15 protein-coding genes and 1 tRNA gene are annotated in these 19,590 nt (G+C 60.0%); 10 read left to right on the forward strand and 6 right to left on the reverse strand.

All coding sequences use genetic code 11. The features are described from left to right. Window positions 1–480 precede the first annotated feature (480 nt). From ABEA58_RS09915 to ABEA58_RS09925, 3 genes are all read left to right on the forward strand, one after another. A complete protein-coding gene (locus ABEA58_RS09915) occupies window positions 481–3,033 on the forward strand; it encodes an SUMF1/EgtB/PvdO family nonheme iron enzyme (RefSeq protein ID WP_345551093.1) in 2,553 nt (850 codons plus the stop codon). 197 nt (window positions 3,034–3,230) lie between these two features. Continuing rightward, entirely contained in the window at window positions 3,231–4,733 is a 1,503-nt protein-coding gene (locus ABEA58_RS09920; protein ID WP_345551095.1) for an Hsp70 family protein, read from the forward strand. 26 nt (window positions 4,734–4,759) lie between these two features. Then, complete coding sequence (locus ABEA58_RS09925; protein WP_345551096.1) at window positions 4,760–5,509, forward strand: PP2C family protein-serine/threonine phosphatase; 750 nt, start codon at window positions 4,760–4,762, stop codon at window positions 5,507–5,509. Window positions 5,510–5,728: 219 nt separating this feature from the next. Here the strand turns inward: ABEA58_RS09925 and ABEA58_RS09930 are convergent. Further along, window positions 5,729–5,805 (reverse strand) — tRNA-Arg (locus tag ABEA58_RS09930). Between the two features lie 148 nt (window positions 5,806–5,953). Further along, the gene (locus ABEA58_RS09935) at window positions 5,954–6,934 is read right to left on the reverse strand and encodes an alpha/beta hydrolase family protein (RefSeq protein ID WP_345551097.1); all 981 of its coding nucleotides are present in this window, start codon (window positions 6,932–6,934) and stop codon (window positions 5,954–5,956) included. 208 nt (window positions 6,935–7,142) lie between these two features. On the opposite strand from ABEA58_RS09935, the gene ABEA58_RS09940 reads away from it, so the two are divergent. After that, the gene (locus ABEA58_RS09940; protein WP_345551098.1) at window positions 7,143–7,853 is read left to right on the forward strand and encodes a hypothetical protein; all 711 of its coding nucleotides are present in this window, start codon (window positions 7,143–7,145) and stop codon (window positions 7,851–7,853) included. A 9-nt stretch (window positions 7,854–7,862) separates the two neighbouring features. Here the strand turns inward: ABEA58_RS09940 and ABEA58_RS09945 are convergent, their stop codons facing one another. The 4 genes from ABEA58_RS09945 to ABEA58_RS09960 all read right to left on the reverse strand — a co-directional run bounded on the left by ABEA58_RS09945 (window position 7,863) and on the right by ABEA58_RS09960 (window position 11,592). After that, on the reverse strand, window positions 7,863–8,672 hold the full coding sequence (locus tag ABEA58_RS09945; RefSeq protein WP_345551100.1) for a hypothetical protein: 810 nt from the start codon (window positions 8,670–8,672) through the stop codon (window positions 7,863–7,865). A 69-nt stretch (window positions 8,673–8,741) separates the two neighbouring features. After that, window positions 8,742–9,608 (reverse strand): NAD-dependent epimerase/dehydratase family protein, encoded by an 867-nt coding sequence (locus tag ABEA58_RS09950; protein WP_345551102.1) that lies wholly within the window; start codon window positions 9,606–9,608, stop codon window positions 8,742–8,744. A gap of 373 nt (window positions 9,609–9,981) precedes the next feature. Continuing rightward, window positions 9,982–10,755, reverse strand: coding sequence for a DUF3108 domain-containing protein (locus ABEA58_RS09955; protein ID WP_345551103.1), 774 nt, complete (start codon window positions 10,753–10,755; stop codon window positions 9,982–9,984). Between the two features lie 93 nt (window positions 10,756–10,848). Next, window positions 10,849–11,592, reverse strand: a complete 744-nt coding sequence (locus ABEA58_RS09960; RefSeq protein WP_345551104.1) for a hypothetical protein — start codon at window positions 11,590–11,592, stop codon at window positions 10,849–10,851. 249 nt (window positions 11,593–11,841) lie between these two features. On the opposite strand from ABEA58_RS09960, the gene ABEA58_RS09965 reads away from it, so the two are divergent. The 6 genes from ABEA58_RS09965 (at window position 11,842) to ABEA58_RS09990 (ending at window position 19,568) form a co-directional block, all read left to right on the forward strand. Then, window positions 11,842–13,272: a 3-isopropylmalate dehydratase large subunit gene (locus tag ABEA58_RS09965; protein ID WP_345551106.1), complete on the forward strand. Its 1,431-nt coding sequence runs from the start codon at window positions 11,842–11,844 to the stop codon at window positions 13,270–13,272. Next, window positions 13,269–13,919: a 3-isopropylmalate dehydratase small subunit gene (gene leuD, locus ABEA58_RS09970; protein WP_345551108.1), complete on the forward strand. Its 651-nt coding sequence runs from the start codon at window positions 13,269–13,271 to the stop codon at window positions 13,917–13,919. The genes ABEA58_RS09965 and leuD overlap by 4 nt, the downstream gene beginning before the upstream one ends. A gap of 2 nt (window positions 13,920–13,921) precedes the next feature. Continuing rightward, the gene (locus ABEA58_RS09975) at window positions 13,922–15,283 is read left to right on the forward strand and encodes an MmgE/PrpD family protein (protein ID WP_345551211.1); all 1,362 of its coding nucleotides are present in this window, start codon (window positions 13,922–13,924) and stop codon (window positions 15,281–15,283) included. Further along, entirely contained in the window at window positions 15,270–16,664 is a 1,395-nt protein-coding gene (locus tag ABEA58_RS09980; protein WP_345551109.1) for an MmgE/PrpD family protein, read from the forward strand. The genes ABEA58_RS09975 and ABEA58_RS09980 overlap by 14 nt, the downstream gene beginning before the upstream one ends. 17 nt (window positions 16,665–16,681) lie before the next feature. Continuing rightward, on the forward strand, window positions 16,682–18,082 hold the full coding sequence (locus ABEA58_RS09985) for a phenylacetate--CoA ligase family protein (protein ID WP_345551111.1): 1,401 nt from the start codon (window positions 16,682–16,684) through the stop codon (window positions 18,080–18,082). A gap of 109 nt (window positions 18,083–18,191) precedes the next feature. Beyond that, window positions 18,192–19,568 (forward strand): amidase, encoded by a 1,377-nt coding sequence (locus ABEA58_RS09990; protein ID WP_345551113.1) that lies wholly within the window; start codon window positions 18,192–18,194, stop codon window positions 19,566–19,568. The last annotated feature ends 22 nt before the right edge of the window (window positions 19,569–19,590 follow it).

Consider the following 19,590-nt stretch of genomic DNA (forward strand, 5'->3'; position numbering starts at 1 on the left):
CATTTTATCTGCAAACAGTCTTTAAAAGGCTAACTAAACAGAGACACATGAAGTAAAAACAAGTTAGCCAAAGACACGTTAAGTTTCAGAGTTTACTGGGGTAAACTGAGCCGTTCCAGCATGAAAAGGCGTTGCTGGGCTATGAGTAACAACTCCTAAATAATAAATAGTGGATAAATAACGAATAAGTAACCGCATATGTCAACTGTGCCAGCCACAGTGAACGGCAATCGATTGCTGACTCGAAATCGTTTGCCTGGGGCACGGCATAGATATCTGGCAGAAAAGCTGGCAGGGGAGCCGCCCGCAGCGGCAAAGTACGGAATAACCCATGGCAAGCCGGTAGCTGATAACCTGCCTATCAGTTATTTCGCTTATATTCGATATATTTTCGTTATAAAAAGCTCAGAGTGATTCACCCTGAGTAAAAAACCTCTCATCACACCTCATGATGCGCAAATACCTAGGGGAGAGCTGCACGTGCTACGGGAAGAAGTATTGGAGAAATTGGGCCTCGATAGCGGAGCCTCTGCAGAAGTTATTCAGGCCGCCATCACCGGCAAGCGCGAAAGTTTGAGCGAAGCCGCAGGCAAGGCACCTACGGATGCCCTGAAAGAGAAATACGAGGCACAGCTGCAGCAGCTTGAGGACATTGAGCGGGCCTTGCGTGCCGCCTCTGCCGCTGCATCCCCCTCTCCGCTGTCGCAAACGAAACTTGCCGACCTGCCGCAATCCGCCACCCAGTTTGAAGCCGGCACCACCGCCGCGGTCAATCTGCAGGTGGGCCAGCTGCTCGCCGGCCGCTATGAGGTGCGGCAGCAGATAGGTGCCGGTGGTATGGGCGCGGTGTACCGGGCGCTGGACAAGACCACCGGCAAGGAAATCGCCCTTAAAGTGTTACTGCCGGCGCTGTTACAGAACGAGAACGCCCGCGAGCGCTTCCTGGATGAGGCGCGTATTTCCCAGCAGCTCAGCCACCCCAATATCGTCAATGTCTACGACGTGCAGCAAGACGGCGACTTCTTTTTTCTCACGATGGAATTACTGCAGGGCCAGGACCTGCGTCAGGTCATGGAAAACCGCAGGCTGGCGAGACAGCAGTTCAGCCTGCAAGAAGTGCAGGATATCCTCAAGCCGCTCTGTGAAGCTCTGGCATACGCCCACGAATACACCGTGCATCGGGACCTCAAGCCGGAAAATATCTGGCTGAGTGATGACGGCAAGATCAAGATCATGGATTTCGGCATCGCCCGGGTCCAGTCCACCAGCCAGCGCACCCAGACCGGTGCCGCCATGGGCACCGCTTATTACATGGCGCCGGAGCAATTAAGAGGCGTTAAGGAGCTGGATGGCCGCGCCGATCAGTATGCGCTGGCGGTAATGGCTTATGAATTGTTGAGCGGCGAGGTGCCCGCAGGGCGCATCGAACCCCTGCACACGCTGGTCAAAGGGCTGCCGCGCAAGTGGTCGGCGCACATTGATCGAGCGCTGTCGGCCAAACCCGAAGCCCGCTTTGCCGACATCGCCGCCTTCCAGCAGGCGCTGATGCCCACTGGCGGCCCGGTTCTGCCGGCGTTGCCCTGGAAGGGCATCGGCATCGCCGCCGGCGTACTGGTGGCGCTGCTCGGTATCGGCAGCCTGGCCGCCAGTGGCAGCTTTAACCTGGAGGGCCTGAAAAACCTGCTGCCCATGAGCAAGGAAGAGATCGCCGCGCACAAAGCCAGCCTGGCCAAGATCCAGGGGGAGATCAAGGTGCTCAGGCAACGCCTTGACACTTCCCGACGCAGCCTCGACAGCGATGTGCGCGCTGCCGAGCGCAACAACAGCGATGAACTGGCGGCGCTGCTGAGCTGGCAACAGTTGAGCGAGGATGGCATTTTCGCAGGTTCTCAGCTCACCACGCTGGAAGGCGACCTGTCGATGGCGGAGACGCTGTTGCGCGAGAACGCCTTCGAACAGGCGCAGCCGGTATTCGAACGGGTACGCAAGGGCTACGCAGAACTGCTGCAGACATTCGACACTGCGGGCGAACTCCATGAGGCCGAGCAGAGTTTCGATCGTGCACAGAGCGCGTGGGAGAAGCTGACAGAGGACTACGGCCTCGCGAACCCGGCTCCGGTGGCGGCAGCACTTGAAGCTGGAAACCAGGCGCAACTGCAGCAGCGTCAAGGCGCTTTTCCCGCAGCGCTGGCCAACTGGCAGGAGGGCACGGAGCAGTGGCGTGCCGCGCGCGCATCTGTTGCCGGCGAAGTGGCGCGCATCGACAGCGAACGGCAGGCTCAAATCGCAGCTGCGGCGGCAACGCGCAAGCGGCAGGCGGCCAAGCTGAAACAGCTGTTGACGGGTAATGAAATGATACCTATCCCCGGTGGCAGTTTTGTGATGGGCGATGATGACAGCATTGCAGAAGAAAAGCCGGCACACCGGGTGGCGATCAAGTCCTTCGCGATGAGCCGATATGAGGTGACCTTCGCCCAGTACGATGCCTTTGCTGCCGCCACAGGTCGTCCTAAACCCGATGATGAGGGTTGGGGTCGCGGCAACCGCCCGGTGATCAATGTGAGCTGGGGTGATGCGACGGCCTACGCGCAGTGGCTGAGCAAGGAAACCGGCAAGCGCTTTCGCCTGCCCAGTGAAGCGGAGTGGGAGTATGCGGCACGGGCGGGTTCTTCCAGCAACTACAGCTGGGGCGATAAGGTCTACTGCAGCCAAGCTCGGTTTAGCGGTTCCCCCGGCTATGATTGCGGCAACGAGGACCAGACGGTACCGGTAGGCAGCTTCGCCGCCAACGACTTCGGTCTACATGACATGCATGGGAATGTGTATGAATGGGCCCAGGACTGCAAGAATGAATCCTACATCGGCGCCCCTGTTAATGGTGCTGCCTGGACCAGTGGCGACTGCACCAAGCGAGCACTACGCGGTGGCTCCTGGGCCAAGGCTTCGTGGCTCATGAACTCTGAATTCCGTGACTGGGGTCCCGTATCGCTTCGTGACAACGATGTAGGCATTCGGCTCGTCCTGGAGCTTTAGGGCATCGCATTAAAATCATCATTCGGGGTTTTGTGTTTTACCCTTTTCAAGCCGGACTGCTTCGTTGATGTAGCCCTTCAGAGTGATTGCATAATTTTGTAAGCGCCCAGAAGAGCGGTTGGGTCTGGTAAAAAATATTAAAAATAATTCAATGCCCACTTGTTGGCAGTGAGCCTGGGAGCAGAAAGTTGCTGTATTTGGGAATAGACCTGGGAACCACCTTTAGCGTCGCGGCCTATGTGAACGACCACGGGCAGCCGACACTGTTTCCGGATTTTCACGATGCCAATGAATTCCGTACCCCCAGCGTCGTGCACCTGGGTGAAGAGGGCTGTCTGGTGGGCACGCCGGTGGAGGAAATCCTGGAAGACGAGCCGGGCCTGCCACACGCGCGCTTCTTTAAGCTGGATATGGAGGCCAAGCTGCCGGTATTCACCGATAGTGACAAGCGCGAATGGTATCCACAGGCACTGTCGGCGCTGGTGCTGAAAAAAATCCTCAAGGATGTGGATGCCTTTGCCCATGAGGATATCGGCGGGGTGCTGATTGCTGTGCCGGCCAACTTTAATGATGCACAGCGTCGCGCCACCAAACTGGCAGCGCAGATGGCCGGGATTTCGCAGGTGAAGCTGATTGAGGAGCCGGTGGCCGCGGCCACCTTTTACGGCGTCCATCAGGCCGGTGGCGAACAGACGCTGTTTGTCTATGACCTGGGCGGCGGCACCTTCGATGCCACAGTGCTGCAGTCCTCGGAGGACGGGCTTTACGCTCTGGCTACCGAAGGCAGCAATACCCTGGGGGGCAAGCATATCGACGAGCGCATCGTGCGTTTTATCGTCGAGGAGTTCCAGCGCCAGCACGGCTTCAAGCCCGACGACCCCGCATCGCAGCAGGTTCTGCGACGCTTCGCCAACGAGGCCAAGCACACCCTGGCCAAGCCCGGCAAAGGGCGCATTAACAAGACGCTGGTGATTGGCGGCCGCACACTGGAATTTATCCTCACCAAAGACCGCTTCCACCAGCTGATAGACGATTTTGTCGACGATACCCTGGCGGTGTGCGACAAGGCGCTGCGGGCCTCCGGCATGGACTGGAGCTTTATCGACACAGTGCTGCTGACCGGCGGATCTTCGCTGCTGCCACTGGTGATGGACAAGGTGGCCCGCGCCAGTGGCAAGGAGCGCGATCAGCTGGTGTGCAAGCAGCCGCACCAGGCCGTCGCCTATGGTGCCGCCATACTGGCCCAGCAGGCCTTCGGTCAGGCGAGCGGCAAGGCACTGCAGTCCATCTGTTCCTACGACCTGGGAATTCGCACCCTGGGGCGCGATGGTCAGCCGGCGGTGAAAGTCCTGATTGAGCAGAATTCCGCCGTGCCCGCCAGCGCCACCACCACTTTTTACACCAGCCGTGACGATCAGACCCGCGTGATTATCGAGGCGGTGCAGAAGCGCGGCGAGGGCGACGGTGCCGAAGAGAAAAGCCTCGGCTATTTTGCCTTTGGCCCGATTGAACGCCCCCGCAAGAAATATCCGCTGGAAATCGAAATGCGCTACGACCTGGAAGGCATTGTGACCATTACCGCCCGCGATCCGGAAAGCGGCCGGCAGATCCAGCAGGTCATGGATGAGGAGACCGAGGCGCTGGACAAGGCGCTTTTCGAGCAGCGGGGCTGGCTGCAGAAAATGGACGTGAATGTCTGAATGGTGAGTAGAGAAGATTGACCGCTATGCGTGTGACCAGTATTGCCGTGTCGGAAGTGGGCAAGGTGCGTGCGCACAATGAAGATGCGGTATTCGCCGATGACGAGCTGGGGCTGTGGCTGGTGGCGGACGGTATGGGCGGACACGCGGCCGGCGAGGTGGCGAGCCGTCTGGCGGTGGCTACCGTGGTCGAGGAGGTCAAGGCCGGCAGCGAGTTGAAGGACGCGGTAAAGCGCGCGCATAGCGTGATCAAGGTGGCGGCAAGGGAAAACCGGGAGCAGGCCGGCATGGGCACCACGATTGTGGCGCTCAGGCGCTGCCAAAACCGCTTTACGCTGGTCTGGAGCGGGGACAGCCGGGCATATGGCTGGAGCTGCAGTGAGGCATTCTCGCAACTGACAACGGACCACTCTTTTGTCGGCGACATGGTTGCGCGAGGCATTCTCACGGTACAGGAGGCCGAGGACCATCCCGACAGGCACCTGATCAGTCAGGCCCTGGGTATCTCTTCCATCCCGCACCTGCGCCCCGAGGAGATGGAGTTTCGCCCCAGGCGTCATGGCGGGGTGCTGCTCTGCTCGGATGGCGTCAGCGATATGCTTGGGGCGGCGCGGCTGGCTGAGATCTGCGGTGGCGGGGGCGATCTGCAGGAGACCTCGGCCCGGCTCACTCGCGCGATAGAAAACACGCCCGCGAGTGACAACTACAGTTTTGTGCTGCTCGACTATCAGCTTGCCGGTGTGGCGCAGCGGTTCTGCCGCTGGTGGAGGGGCTGATTCAGTTCTCCACCGCCTGAACCCTATTTCTGCTCTCAGCCTTGGTCACTGGTGTGGGCCGTTATCCGCCGTTGACCTGCTAGCTTTCTAACCTTCTGACCTGTAGGTCGTTTCGGCTGGCTGTGACCCCCGCCTGTTCATCAGGGCGGGCCCGTCTCCTATCCCACCTGCGCAGAATACGAAAAAGGCCCGATCCTTGCGGATCGGGCCTTTTGGAGATGGCGCGCTCGGGAGGATTCGAACCTCCGACCGCCTGGTTCGTAGCCAGGTACTCTATCCAGCTGAGCTACGAGCGCGTTGCGGGAGCGGACAATAGAGAGGATGGCGGCCCAGGTCAAGAAAATTTTGAATTTTCTATGGGAATCAGCGGCTTAGTGCCATCAGAGACCAGAGACCAGAGGCCAGAGGCCAGAGGCCAGAGGCCAGAGGCCTCGGGGCATGGGCTCACTTGCGCAGCAGCTTGCTGATCAGTGCCTGATCAACTCCTTTCATCTCCCGGTATTCCTCCCGCGCCACGGCGTCGTTGTTGAGGAAGCCGCGCAGGAACAGGCTGATGGCAGTGCCGAGGGCTGTGCGCGCCTGCTCCGTTTTTACCGGCAGGTCGATAAAGCCGCGGCCACTGGTTGCATCGGCCGGGGTGCAGAGGGAAAAGTGGTTGGCGTCCTCAAGCAGCAGCAGGGCGTTGTCGCCGCCGTTTTCCGCAAGGGCCTCGGCAAAGGTCTGCTCAATGCGGGCGGTCGCACTTTGGTTGCCGGAGCCGTAGCGGTGGGCGCTGTGGGCGATGCAGCCGTCTTGCTCGCCACCAGTGATGAAAACCGGCACTCCCGGGCTGATGGGCAGCAGGGTTTCCTCCGGCCAGCCGAGGACGGTGGAGGCGCCGGTATGGGCGCCATAGGCGAAGACCGCGCGCAGGGCGGGGAACCACTGGGGGTTGGCATTCAGCAGCGCCAGGGTGCCGCCGGCACTGTGTCCGCCGAAGGCGAGCCGCTCCAGATCCAGCTTGCCCTGCAATATCCCCTGGCTGTTGTGGCGCTCAAGCATGGAGAGCAGTGCTGGTAGCGCCAGCGCCGAGGGCCGCTGGCCAAAGTGTTCCGGCTTCAGTGCCTGAATATCGATACCGGGGCTCGCGGCGATATAACCGGGCATTTCCTCGCAAACCATCTGGTAAGTCACAGTGACGATGCCCGCCGGCGCCAGTGTTTCTGCCAGCCAGCGATAACCGCTGGAATCAATATTCATGCCCTGGAAGAGAATCAGTACCGGGCAGGGCGCGAGGGCGCTGTCCATGGGCACCGCGCCGGTATTGCGCTCAGCAAAGGAGTCCCCGTACTGTGCCGGGTAGTAAATCCGGGCAATGCCCGTATCGTAGGGGGAGGCCAGAGCTTCTACCTTGAAGGCATCGAAGAGACTGCGTGTCATGTACATGGAGAACACCTTTTATAGAAGAGCCTTAGATAGAGCATCTGAATGACAGGGAAGGAGCTTAGGTAGCTGCCTGATAGCGCAGATTGATAATTGTCAATTTACATGTCCATCAACTGGGGTATCCATGAACCGCGCCTGCCGAATAGGCGTACTCAGAGCGTAGAATTCAAACAACTTGTTTTTTCCATTTCCCCGTGAGGTCGATACAGTGAAGATAGTCCGTTCCCTTGCCGCGTTGCCGATCCTGTTCGGGCTGGCTGGCAGCCTGCTTTCCGCCACAAGCGCAGTCGCTTACCCTCTTTCCTCCGATGAATCGTTCTGCGCACGGGCGCAACAGTTTATCGCCGGCACCGATCTTGCCGTGGACAATACGGTGTACGAAGAGGGTAGCTACATGACCAGCTTCAAGGAATCCAAGCCCACCGCCATGCCGCTGACAAGCCACCAGTATATGGGATTCCAGTTTGTGGATGGACAGCGCGCGGAGTTTCCGGTCACCGTTGCCTGTAAGATGAAAACCGCCGAGCGCATTCGCACGGCTCACGAATCCACAGGCGAAGTGCTGGTGGCCGAGGAAGACCGCGAGTGCCAGCAGTGGCTGGACGTGGTGCTGGACGATGTTTATCAGGCGCTGGAACAGGAAGGGGCTGAAGGGCTGCTGCCGCGTGAGCGGATTGAGCTGGACGAGGAAAACAATGTCTATATCGGTCCCTTGTGGCTGCGCCCGGAGCTGTATCAGGTTGCCTATAGCGAGGGCGACAAGCTGAAGCTGCGCAGCAAGGCGCTGCATGTGGAGTACCGCTCTTTGATGCCGGTACCGAGAAGCTTCATGGGCACCCACTACTGCACCATGATCGCCCCGGAATATCTGACCCAGCTGATCAAAGGCGAAGTCGAAGCCCCGCCCCTGATGGACTGAGCCTGGATATCAGGCTTCAACCGCGCGGAGCATCTGCTCCGCGCCCATCCGCAGCGTCAGCATTTCCTGTACGCCTTCCTCGCCGAATACCCGCGTGGCCAGCTTGTTCATTGGGTCCCGCTCATAGCACAGACGCCGCAACAGGTGGTCATTGTTTCTGAGTTCAGCGCGCTCGCTCTGGGGCACGGGACTGGCATTGTCATACCAGCTCAACCAGTGCTTGAGCATATTGCGGGCATACTCCTCGAGAATATCGATATTGCCGTCGTTCAGGTCGCCGGTGAGGCTCTGGGTGGACGGGTTGATCAGTGCGCGCATATAGGGGCCGTGGCTGACCGACCACTGAAAGTTGCTGTTGCCACGCAGGGCGAGGTATTCCTCGTTGATAGGCGCGTAGTACTTGTCGAGGTAGTCGCTGTCCAGCAACAGGTTGCGGCGCGGCATAAAGTCAAAGTAAAAAAACAGCTTGGGGATGGTGCCGAATACCATCACAAAGTGCGGTACATCGGTATTCTGCCCCAGGTAGGCGGTGGCATTCATGTCGAGAATGCTGGCCTTGCGATTTCCCAGCCAGGAATTCACCAGCCACTCGCAGTCGCCGCCGCTCCAGGCCTGGAAGGAGCCCTCGAACTCGCCATGGGGCGAGGTGTAGTACTCCCGGTCGCGGCAGCTTGGTTCCAGCTGCAGGCCAGAGAAGCGACTGGCAATGGTTTCCTTGATGTCGGTGAGAATGCCCCAGCAGCGCTCCCAGGCCTTGCTGACGTCTACGTCCGGGTTCTCTGCCAGAAACTGATCGATGGTTTTGGTATCCGAATGCATAAGTGGTCTCACTGAATATCCGCAGATGAATGGTGGTTGGGCGCTGCGCGGTTATTTAACCCGCGGCGCTCAGGCGCTCTCGGTCTCTGACAGGTATTGCGCATTGGGGTCTCCGTGCGCTACCCGATAACCGCTCTGGTAAATCTTGTCCGCGGAAATTCTTCGATTCGGCGCCTTGATCTGATCGAGAAATTCGAGCCGCGACAGCCCTTCGTGATCGCAGATGGCGTCAAACACCCGGGCGTTGGAAGCGGGGATGCGTTCGTTGTCGCACACATTGAAGATGCCCTGCAGCTTGTGGTCGATGGCGTGGACCACGGCACTCACCACGTCGTCGAAATGAATGGCGTACAGCAGCGCGTCCGCACCGAACAGCGCCTTGCCGCCGAAATATGAGTGGGCGAGTTTCACCCGCTCTGGAAAGGTCATATCCCCCGGCGCGCCATACATATCCGGGAAGCGCAGCACGCAGCCTCCGCTGCGCGCAAGCACCACCTCTTCCGCCTGCTGGTAATACAGCGAAGAGGGCTCATCGTGGTTGCTGGTAGGCGTCTGCTCGGTGATGGGGTCGTTGCCCTCACCGCCATCCCCATAAACCGAGAATGAGGAGAGGAATATCAGGCGCTCGCAGCTGGCGGCGGCGCTGGAGCAGGTTTCCACCAGGGTCTGGCGGTAGTGCTGGTGTCGCTCTTCACGGGTGCGGGTATTTTTAACATTGGGTGCGACGGTGACGATAATCAGGTCGACATCTTTTGCCGCAGCGGCGACTTTATCGGCTTCATGCCCTTTAAGGACCAGCACCTCGTCGGCAAAGTCTTGCAGGGCTTCCACTTTTGCGGGAGTGGTGGTGGTGCCGATCACCTTGTGCCCATTGCCGCGCAGCCGGCTGCCAAGGGCTTTGCCCACGTGGCCCATTCCCAGTATCAGTATTCTCATTGTTCTCTCCACAGGGGTTTGCCAACTGAACATTGTTACTGGTTGCGAGGGGCTTGGCGCATTGATCATTGTCAATTTCCCGCGCGCTGCGCGTGAGAAATGGCGCTGAATCATTGTGATTGGCGGAAGGCGGAAGGCGGAAGGCGGAAGGCGGAAGGCGGAAGGCGGAAGGCGGAAGGCGGAAGGTGGGCAGTCGGGCAGTCGGGCAGACGGGCAGACGGGCAGACGGAGCCGTAGAGATTTTGGGTGGGCGTTTTGGTGTACTGCGGTGGCTTTAAAGCTGTGGCTGCGGGTTTTGCTGGCGGAAAGGTGAAAATCAGGCGCTGCATCGGGCGGCTGTTAATGCCGCCCGATGGGCTAAGTGCAGAGGCGCTTAGACCGCTGCCTCTGTCTCGGCCTGGCGGGCATTGGTGATGCCGTTTTCCGTTTCGAAGTACTGCAGATCCGCCAGCTCGTAGCGGGTCTGCATATAACCTTCTACTTCGGCGCGCAGAAGGATGTAGTCATCGTCGGCGGTGCACCACACATTGTAGGGCGGGTGTTCTTCCGGCAGGTCTGCGGCGGTATCGGTAACCTGGAAGTGGCGCGCGCGAAATGTGCCGGCTTCCACGGTGATATCGGTTTCCCCGACATAGACCAGTGAAAAGCCCATCGGGAACAGCAGTGGGCCGGTTGCGCCGCGGTGATCCGGCGAGGACAGCATCATGTGCGGGAAGTGTTGCTTGCCCGGGCCCTTTTCCAGGTCATACAGGCGCATCAGCAGGCTGTCGCCGGCGATGGGGTGGCACTGCATCCACTGTATCGGCGCGTCGAGTTCAATGCGCTGGCTGATGCGGCCGTCGCGCTGGTTGAAGGTCTCACATTCGGCCACTTTATCGGTAAAGCGAAACCAGCCTGTACCTTCAAACTTGTCGCCGACCGTCAGGCGTACCGAGCAGTCCAGCGGCGCGGAGTCACTGTGGCGCAGTGCCTGCACAATGTCGCGGGTAACGCTGGGTGCATCGTCGATTTCACAGTGCGCCTGCAGAACATCCACGCTATCCGACTGCTGGGTGATGCTGAAGAACTCGCGCCCCCGCTCGTGTCCGAGCCGCTCGGGTTTGCGGCTGGTGTAACGGATGTGTCCTCGAATAGTGCGGTAGGCCATGATTTCCTCTGCGTAGTGCTTTTATCAGTTGTTTTGTTTTCTGCGGCGATCGGGGCTGATTGTTGATTCCTATCGCTATCGCTATCGCGGTCTCTAGCGTTCAATCAATTCGATGCGCTCGCCATCGGGCCCGTAAAGGGTGCAGCTGCGGCGTCCATTATAGGGTGCGCTGCTATGGCAATGAGCCTCGACGCCCTCAGGCAGGCTGTCGGTGAAAAAGGTCACCATGGCAATGCCGGCGCCGAGGGTTCCCTGCTGCTGGTGTAAGGCATCGAGGTTATCCAGCTGGTCGATTTCAATCAGGCATTTTTCGGCCAGCTGCAGTGTCGCCAGCGGGTGGCGCTGTTCGATTGGCAGGCCGCGCAGCTGATTGATGACCGTGACCTTGGTGTCAAAACTCAGGCCCTTGTGCTGTGCCAGTTCCTCGTAGCGCGCAAGGGATGCCGAGCGATCCTTGCTGGCCAGCACGGGGATGAAAAGGTGATCGACGGCGCACTCGGCCTGCGGCAGCTGGAAAGGCGGCACTTCATCGGCAACCCGGGTCAGATAAAGAAGCTCGCCGGCCGGGCCCTGTACCTGCGCTGCGCGGATCTTGTCGCTCAGCTCCAGATTGGCGGCGGGGCGCAATACCTGGAAGGGAGACTTCACCAGTGCGGCGGTGAGGCTGTCCACATCTTCAACCAGAACTTCCAGTGCCATCCAGCCCGCGCGGGTCAGCGGAGCGGCGGGCACGGCAGCGGGATCGTCAACGATGCGCAGCCAGGGGCGTCCCAGGGAGTTGCCTAACAGCCAGTATTGATTGCCGGTCAGGCCTGTGCAGCCCCACTGCTGAGTCATGGACTCTGTGAGGGTTTCACTGCAGAGCACCTGGCAATGGAGGTGGCTGCAATAGTCGTCAACTAGGCGCGCTGCGTCGGGGCTTGCCAGGGTTGCCACGGAGCAGGGGCCGAGTAGGGGGCGTGGTTCATTTGTATTCATTGGGACAAATCGTGGTTCTCAAAGATCTAATGTTATAATAATATAGCAAATGTTGAAGAGAAAGGTCTGCCCTCGATTCGAGGGTACAGGAGAGCGCTGAGTATGGCGATGAAGGGAACGAGTACCCTGTTCGACAAGCTGTGGTCGGATCACACAGTGTGTGATCTCGAAAATGGAGAGGCCCTGTTGTATCTGGACCGGGTGTTTCTCCATGAGCGCACCGGGGCGGTGGCTTTGCAGAGTCTGCATGCGGCAGGTTATGGCGTGCGCGATGCCCGCCATGTGTTCTGCACCATGGATCACATAGTCGATACCTTCCCCGGTCGCGGGGACAAAACACTGATGCCATCGGGCTCCGATTTTATTCTGGCTACACGGCGCGAAACCCGTGCGGCCAATGTCCGCCTCTATGATGTGGACGATGCGGATCAGGGCATCGTGCATGTGATTTCCCCGGAGCAGGGGCTGGTGTTGCCCGGCCTGACTCTGGTCTGCCCCGACAGCCACACCTGCACTCAAGGTGCGATTGGCGCGCTGGCCTGGGGTATTGGCTCCAGTGAGGCGGAGCACGCGATGGCGACAGGCACCCTGCGTGTGCGCAAGCCGAAAAATATGCGCGTGATGGTGAATGGTACATTGCGCCCCGGCGTGACGGCCAAGGACCTGATTCTGCATCTCATCGCCAAGTACGGTGCCAATGGTGGCGCTGGTTGTGTGGTGGAATTCGCCGGTTCCGCAATCCAGCAGCTGGAAGTGGAAGCGCGCTTTACCCTGTGCAATATGGCAGTGGAATTCTCCGCATTTACCGCCGTGATCGCCCCGGACGAAAAGGTTGAAGCCTATTTCGAAGGCAAAGACTTTGCTCCCAAGGGTGAGCACTGGCGCGATGCCGTGGATTACTGGCGCACCCTGCGCAGCGACGAAAACGCGGTATTCGACATCGATCTGGTTGTTGAAGCGGAGCAGGTGGAGCCGGCCGTGACCTGGGGTACCAGCCCGGAACAGGCCATCGGCATCAGTGCCTGCATTCCCGCTGCCGGTGATTATGCCGAAGCGCATCGTCAGGAGGCGGCCACCAGGGCGCTGCAATACCAGGGTCTGGAATCCGGCAATGCCATTACCGATATCGCGGTAAACGCGGCGTTTATCGGCTCCTGCACCAACAGCCGCCTGAGTGACTTGCGCGCTGCGGCGGCGGTGGTCAAGGGCCGCCAGATTGCCCCGGGCGTGCGCGGTGTGGTGGTGCCGGGATCGCGGCGGGTTAAGCGCGCTGCGGAGCAGGAAGGTTTGCACCGTATTTTTACCGATGCGGGTTTTGAGTGGCGGGACTCCGGTTGCTCCATGTGCTTTTACGCTGGGGGTGAAACCTTTGGGGAATTCCAGCGGGTGATTTCCACCACCAACCGAAATTTTGAAGGGCGCCAGGGGCCGAATACACGCACGCACCTCGCCAGCCCGGAAACGGTGGCGGCGACGGCCATTGCCGGGTCAATCACATCAGCAGAAATGCTGGCCAAGAGCGAGTCACTGAGCGCATGAAGCCGTTTATTTCTCATACCGGAGTCGCCGCGCCCCTGTTGCAGCGCAATATCGATACGGACGCGATTATTCCCTCGCGGGAAATGAAGCGGGTTTCCAAGCAGGGTCTCGGCGAGGGGTTGTTTGCCGGCTGGCGCTATACCATGCCCGGCAGCCGTGAGCTGAAGCCGTCTTTCGTGCTGAATAAGCCTGAATACGAGGGCGCATCCATCCTTTTGGCGGGTGACAATTTCGGTTGCGGCTCATCCCGCGAACACGCCGTCTGGGCATTGGTGGAATACGGTATTCGCGCCGTGATTGCCAGCGGTTTCGGGGCGATTTTCCACACCAACTGTATCCGCAACGGTTTATTGCCTGTGTGTCTCCCAGAGGAGGACATACGGACACTGGCGCAAGCGCTGAGCGAAGATCCGCAGAACCGGCAGGTGACAATTGACCTTGAGCAGTGCCTGGTTCGCAGTGGCGATCTGGAGTGGAGCTTCACTCTCGACGAGGCCGCGCGCTATATGCTGCTGAATGGCCTGGATCCCATTGCGCTGACCCTGCAGCACCGCGACCTGATCGATAAATACGAGCAGGCCCGTCGTCGGGAACACGCCTGGGCATATGCGCCGATTGAGAATGCTGTGGAGGGTGTGCTGCCGTGACGATGCCGGAATCACTGCTGCAGCAGCTTGTTCGCCTGCTCGCCCGTGACATTGATGAGCCCACCCTCAGCCGCGCCCAGTTGCACCTGCTGGACTGGCTCGGCTGTACCGTCTACGGCGGCAAAAGTGAGTTGGCGGGCAAACTGCGAAATTATCTTAGCCGCTGGGGCACGGCGGGCGACTGCTGGAACCTGGCCGTTAAGGATTCCTGCTGGCAGGACGCGCTCGCCTACCAGGGTGCGCTGGGCAGTGTATCCGAGATGGATGATCTGCATCGCACATCGACACTGCACCCCGGGCCGGTGATTATCCCCGCGGCGATTACGGTCGCTGAAATGGTGCAGGCCAAGCCCCGCGCGCTGCTGGAATCCATCGTGGTCGGCTACGAGGCCATGATCCGTATCGGCCGGGCGCTGGGCAGGGATCACTATGCCCTCTATCACAGCACTTCCACCTGTGGCAGCTTCGGTGCAGCTGCCGCTGCCGCCCACCTGCTTCAGCTGACACCACAGGAAACCGTGTGGGCGCTCGCCAATGCCGGCAGCCGCACCGGCGGATTCTGGCAGATGCGCCACGAGGCGGTGGAAACCAAGCACCTGCACAATGCCGCGGCGGCGCACGCCGGGGTGCAGGCAGCGCTGCTGGCCTCCGAGCAGTTACGCGGTCCAGCCAGCCTGCTGGAAGGCACCCAGGGATTCTTCGCCGCAACGTCTTCCCAGGCGGTGCCTCTGGCGGTGATCGATAACGCTACCGATCACTGGCTTCTATACCAGTGCAGCTTCAAACCCTGGCCTGCGTGCCGTCATACCCATGCGGCCATTGATGCCGTGCGGGCTCTCGACGGACTGGCGGTTGCTGACATCGCTGCACTGGAAATCGGCACCTACGCAGACGCTCTGCAATTTTGTGACCGCCCGCAACCGCTTTCCCCGGCCGAGGCGCGCTTCAGTTTGCAGCACTGTGTTGCCGTGGCCCTGCTTTACGGTGAGCCGACTATCGCGCACTTCGAGCCGGATTATCTGCAGCGTGAGGAAGTCGCCGCACTGAGGAGCAGAGTGAAGCTGCAAGTCAGCGATGTGCACCAGGCTGCCTACCCGGCCCACTTTGGCGCCACTGTGAATGTGTCACTCTCAAATGGCGGCAAGCGGGACATTACCCTGCACGATGCCTGGGGAGACCCGGAGTGGCCCCTGTCTGCGGAAGACATTATTGCCAAAGCGCGCAAGCTGTTTGCCGCGGCCGGTGTGGCCGACGCATCAGGCGCCGATCTGGTTGAAGTGGTGCTGAACCTTTGCGGCCAGGATGATCTCTCTGGTTTCTTCGCTCTTCTTCGCGGTGTGGGAGAACACAGTGCAGGGGTATGAGCAAAAACTGCTGGAGCATGTAGCCGGCACCCGCTTTGAGGATCTCGATAGCGCTGCTATCAAGGCCTGTAAAACCTTTATTTTTGATTCCATCGGCGTCGGCATCAGCGGTTCGCGCTTGCCATTGGCCGCCAGTTTGCTTGAGACCGCATCCAATTGGGGCGGTGCTCAGGACGGCGCGGTGGCAACTGTATGGGGTTCAGGACTTAAACTCCCGGTACCCAGTGCGGCGATGGTCAACGCCTACCAGATTCACAACCAGGAGTTCGACTGTGTGCATGAGCATGCGGTGGTACACCCCATGGCAGTGATTCTGTCGGCCATTCTGGCAGATGCCGAAGCGCGCCAAGTGAGCGGCGCTGAACTTATGCTGGCGGTCGTCCTGGCGGTCGATGTGGCCACTATCCTCGGGATGAGTGCCGACCAGCCGATGCGTTTTTTCCGTCCGGGAACCGCAGGCTGCATCGGCGCCGCTGCGGGACTCGCGCGCCTGCGCGGCTACAGCAAGGAAAAAATCCTGCAGGCCATGTCGATCGCTTACAGCCAGACCGGCGGCACCATGCAGGCACACAGAGAAGGCGTGGCAGTATTGCCAATGCAGGCGGCATTCAATGCCCGCAATGCGGTAACCGCGGCGGATATGGCCGGCTTCGGCCTGGTGGGCCCGGGGCAATTCCTCAGCGGCGAGTTTGGATATTTCTCCATCATGGAATCGGCCGGCAATGCACCGGAAGCCTTCGCGCTTCTGGGGCGTGAATGGCAGATCGGCCGCATCAGCCACAAACCTTTTCCAACCGGGCGCGCCGCGCACGGTACCCTGGACGCCCTGATGCAGTTGCAGGCGCAGCACGGCTTCAGCGCGGCTGATATCGACAGTGTTTCCATTGAGGCACCGCCGCTGGTGCGCCGTCTGGTGGACAGGCCTGTACTGCCATCGATGGGCGTGAACTATGCAAAACTCTGTATCGGTTATGTGGCGGCGACGCTGCTGCTGACCGGCGATGTGGGCGTGGCGGACTTTGATGAGGCACCGCTGGCCGATGCGCACAGGCTGAGCCTGGCTGAACGCATTCGCATGCGCCCCTCAGCCTGTGACGATCCCAACGCGCTTGCACCCCAGGCAGTCACCGTGCGTTTGCACAGCGGAGTCGAATATCACAAAGAGATGCTGGCGATACTCGGCCACCCGGACAGCCCCCTCGGCCGCGAACGCCAGACCGAAAAATTTATCCGTTGTCTCGCCTCTGCGCGTTATCCCATGGATAGCGATGCGGCACATCGAATTCTGACGCAGGTAGATCAACTGGATCGGCTGGCATGCGTCACCCAACTGACTGAACTGCTCACCCCTGAGCTTCAGCTCGACCACGCTATTTGTTGACAGGAGTCGGATCTTCCATGCCATACCCAAGCTATTTCGAGAGTTTTGATGTGCATCAGGCGCTGGCGGAATACCCGCTTGGCGAGGCTTTTCTGGAAACCTATGCGGGCATGACCCAGGAGGCGTTGCGGGAACTGCAGAATCAGCGCTTCCTGAAGCTGATGGAGCGGGCCTGGCAGATTCCGTTCTACCAGCGTTTGTGGGGTGCGGCGGGTGTGGAGCCGGGCGATATCCAAAGCCTGGACGATATCGAAAAGCTGCCGATATTTTCCAAGTCCGACATCATGCAGAGCGTCGAACAGCATCCGCCAATCGGCGATTTCAGCGGCCTGGAAGGCCTGGCCCCGGAGCAGCGCCCGCCGGTTGTTTTTCACACCACAAGCGGCACTACCGGACGGCCCCAGCCGATCATCTTCGGGCCGCGCGGACGGGAAATTCAGGCCATGCTGGTGGCGCGGGCTTACCGTTTTATGGGGCTCAAACCCGCAGCCACCATCCAGTCGACTTACGGTCACGGCATGATTAACGGTGGGCATTACATTCGCGAAGCGATCACCCGCTATACCAATGCCATGTTCCTGTCTGCAGGCACCGGTCTCGAAACCCGCTCCGCGCAACAGGTGCACCTGATGCGTGATTTCGGTGTCAACGTGCTGGTGGGCTTCGCCGATTACATCAAGAAACTTGCCAGTGTCGCTGAAGAAAATGGCCTGGTTCCGGGCAAGGATATCAAGATCGATATGATCATCGGTCACCTGGGGCAGGAAACCCGTGCCGCGCTCAGCGAAGCCTGGGGCGGTGCTGCCCTCTATGACTGGTACGGCGTGGCCGACACCGGCTGTATCGCCGCTGAGGGACCGGACCAGAATGGACTCTATGTGTGGGAGGATGCCCACTACCTGGAGCTGCTGGACGTGGATACCAATAAGCCAGTGGCTGCCGGTGACGCGGGCAACATGGTGGTGACCTGCCTGTACAAAGACGATGTCTACCCGGTCATCCGTTTCAATACCTGCGATATCACCGAGGAAATTCCCGGGGAGAACCCGTTTAAGCTGCCCTTCAAGCGTATTCGCGGCTTCCTCGGCCGCTCCGACAATATGGTCAAGCTGCGCGGTATCAACGTCTACCCGCACGGTATTGGCGGCATGCTCGCCGAGCTGGCGAGCTTCACCGGCGAATATGTCTGTGTCGCTGAGCGCGATGACACTGGCCGGGAAAACCTCACCGTGCTGGTGGAAGTCGCTGCACCGGTAGCGGATCACCCGGCAATGACCGAAGAGTGTACCGTTATGCTGAAGCGCAAGCTGGGGCTTGAAGTCGGCGTTGAGCTGGTGCAGCCCGGTGGCACCGCGCAGTTGACCGAACTTGAAAAACGCCAAAAACCGCTGCGCCTGATTGATCGTCGCTTCGCATAAGGCCTCGATTAAACTTTCGGATACTGTTGTGCATAAAGCCCCGGAAAAAGACCGGGGTTCAGTTTCGGATAAGAGTCAGGCGATTTCAGTTGTGAGCCAGGAGTAGGCAATGTCTGAGAAACCACAAGCGAGTGCTCTCCTCAAGGAAGATGCCACTGCACTGGCGGCGCGCCTGCGAAGCGGTGATCTCACCAGCGAGCAGCTGACCGCTGCGACCCTGGCTGCAATCGATGAGCAGGATGGCTCTATCAACGCCTACAACTTTGTCGATGCGGAGGCCGCCATGGAGGCTTCCCGCGCATCCGACGCGCGGCGTCGTGAGGGCAGGCCGCTGTCTGAGTTCGACGGTCTCACGGTTGCGGTCAAGGACAATATCGACGTGGCCGGCATGCCCACCTCCAGTGGTCTCGGTTACAAGGAGCGGGCACCCGTTGCCGATACGGATGCCAGCGTTGTGACGCAACTGCGCGCTGCCGGCCTGATTATTATCGGCAAACTCAATATGCATGAGATCGCGCTCGGTGCCACCAATGACAACCCCCATTGGGGACGCTGCGAGAATCCGCTGCGCGCCGGCTACACCCCGGGCGGCTCCAGCGGCGGCTCTGGCGCTGCGGTGGCTGCCGGCATCTGTGCCTTTGCGCTCGGCACCGACACCATGGGTTCCGTTCGTATCCCGGCCAGTTACTGCGGCGTTGCCGGGGTGAAGCCGGGGCGGGATCAAATCGCCATGCCCGGCGTTACCCGCCTCTGTGGCCGCCTCGACACGGTTGGTCCGCTGGCCCGCTCCAGTCGCGACCTCAAAGCGCTGTGGCCGCTTATCTGTCGCAAGCAGGCTTCTGTCCCTGATGGCAATGGCAGCCGTGCTTCCGCGGCTCTGTCATCCATTCGCTGGGGAGTGATCGATCACTGTGAGAAGGTCGGTACCGAGAGCGAAATTGCCGAGACATTTCGCGAGTTTGCCGATCATCTGCCGGGTGCAGACAAAGTGCGCCGGGATTTCTCCGCGATGGATTTCTCCGCTATCCGCCGCGCCGGCCTGCTCTGGTGTGAAGCCGAGGCCAACATCACCTTCGCCAGCGAGCTGCAGGCGCAGCCCGAGATTTTTTCCGCAGAGTTGCAGCGTCTACTGCGCTGGGGTGCTGATCGCAGTGCGCCGGAATTGGTGCGGGCGATGGACACGGTGGAAGCGGCAGGTGCCTGGTTGCGGAATCAGCTTGAGGGAATCGACTTCCTCCTCACGCCCACCACGCTGCAAACAGCCTTTCCGTTCTCCAGCGCGGCGCCGGCCAATCAGGCCAACCTGACCAGCAGTGTCAATATGGCCGGGCTGGCGGCGGCGAGTATTCCACTGGGAACAACTGCAGAAGGTCTGCCATTTGGGCTGCAGATTATCGCCAGAGCCGGCGACGAAGCGCGCCTGCTGGAGATCTGCGTTGCGCTTGAGCAACATCTTTGTCACCAGGGCACCCCGGCAACCGCCTGATACACCACCAGTTCTGAAGTGT

The organism is Microbulbifer aestuariivivens, assembly GCF_039545115.1.
Taxonomy (GTDB): Bacteria; Pseudomonadota; Gammaproteobacteria; order Pseudomonadales; family Cellvibrionaceae; genus Microbulbifer; species Microbulbifer aestuariivivens.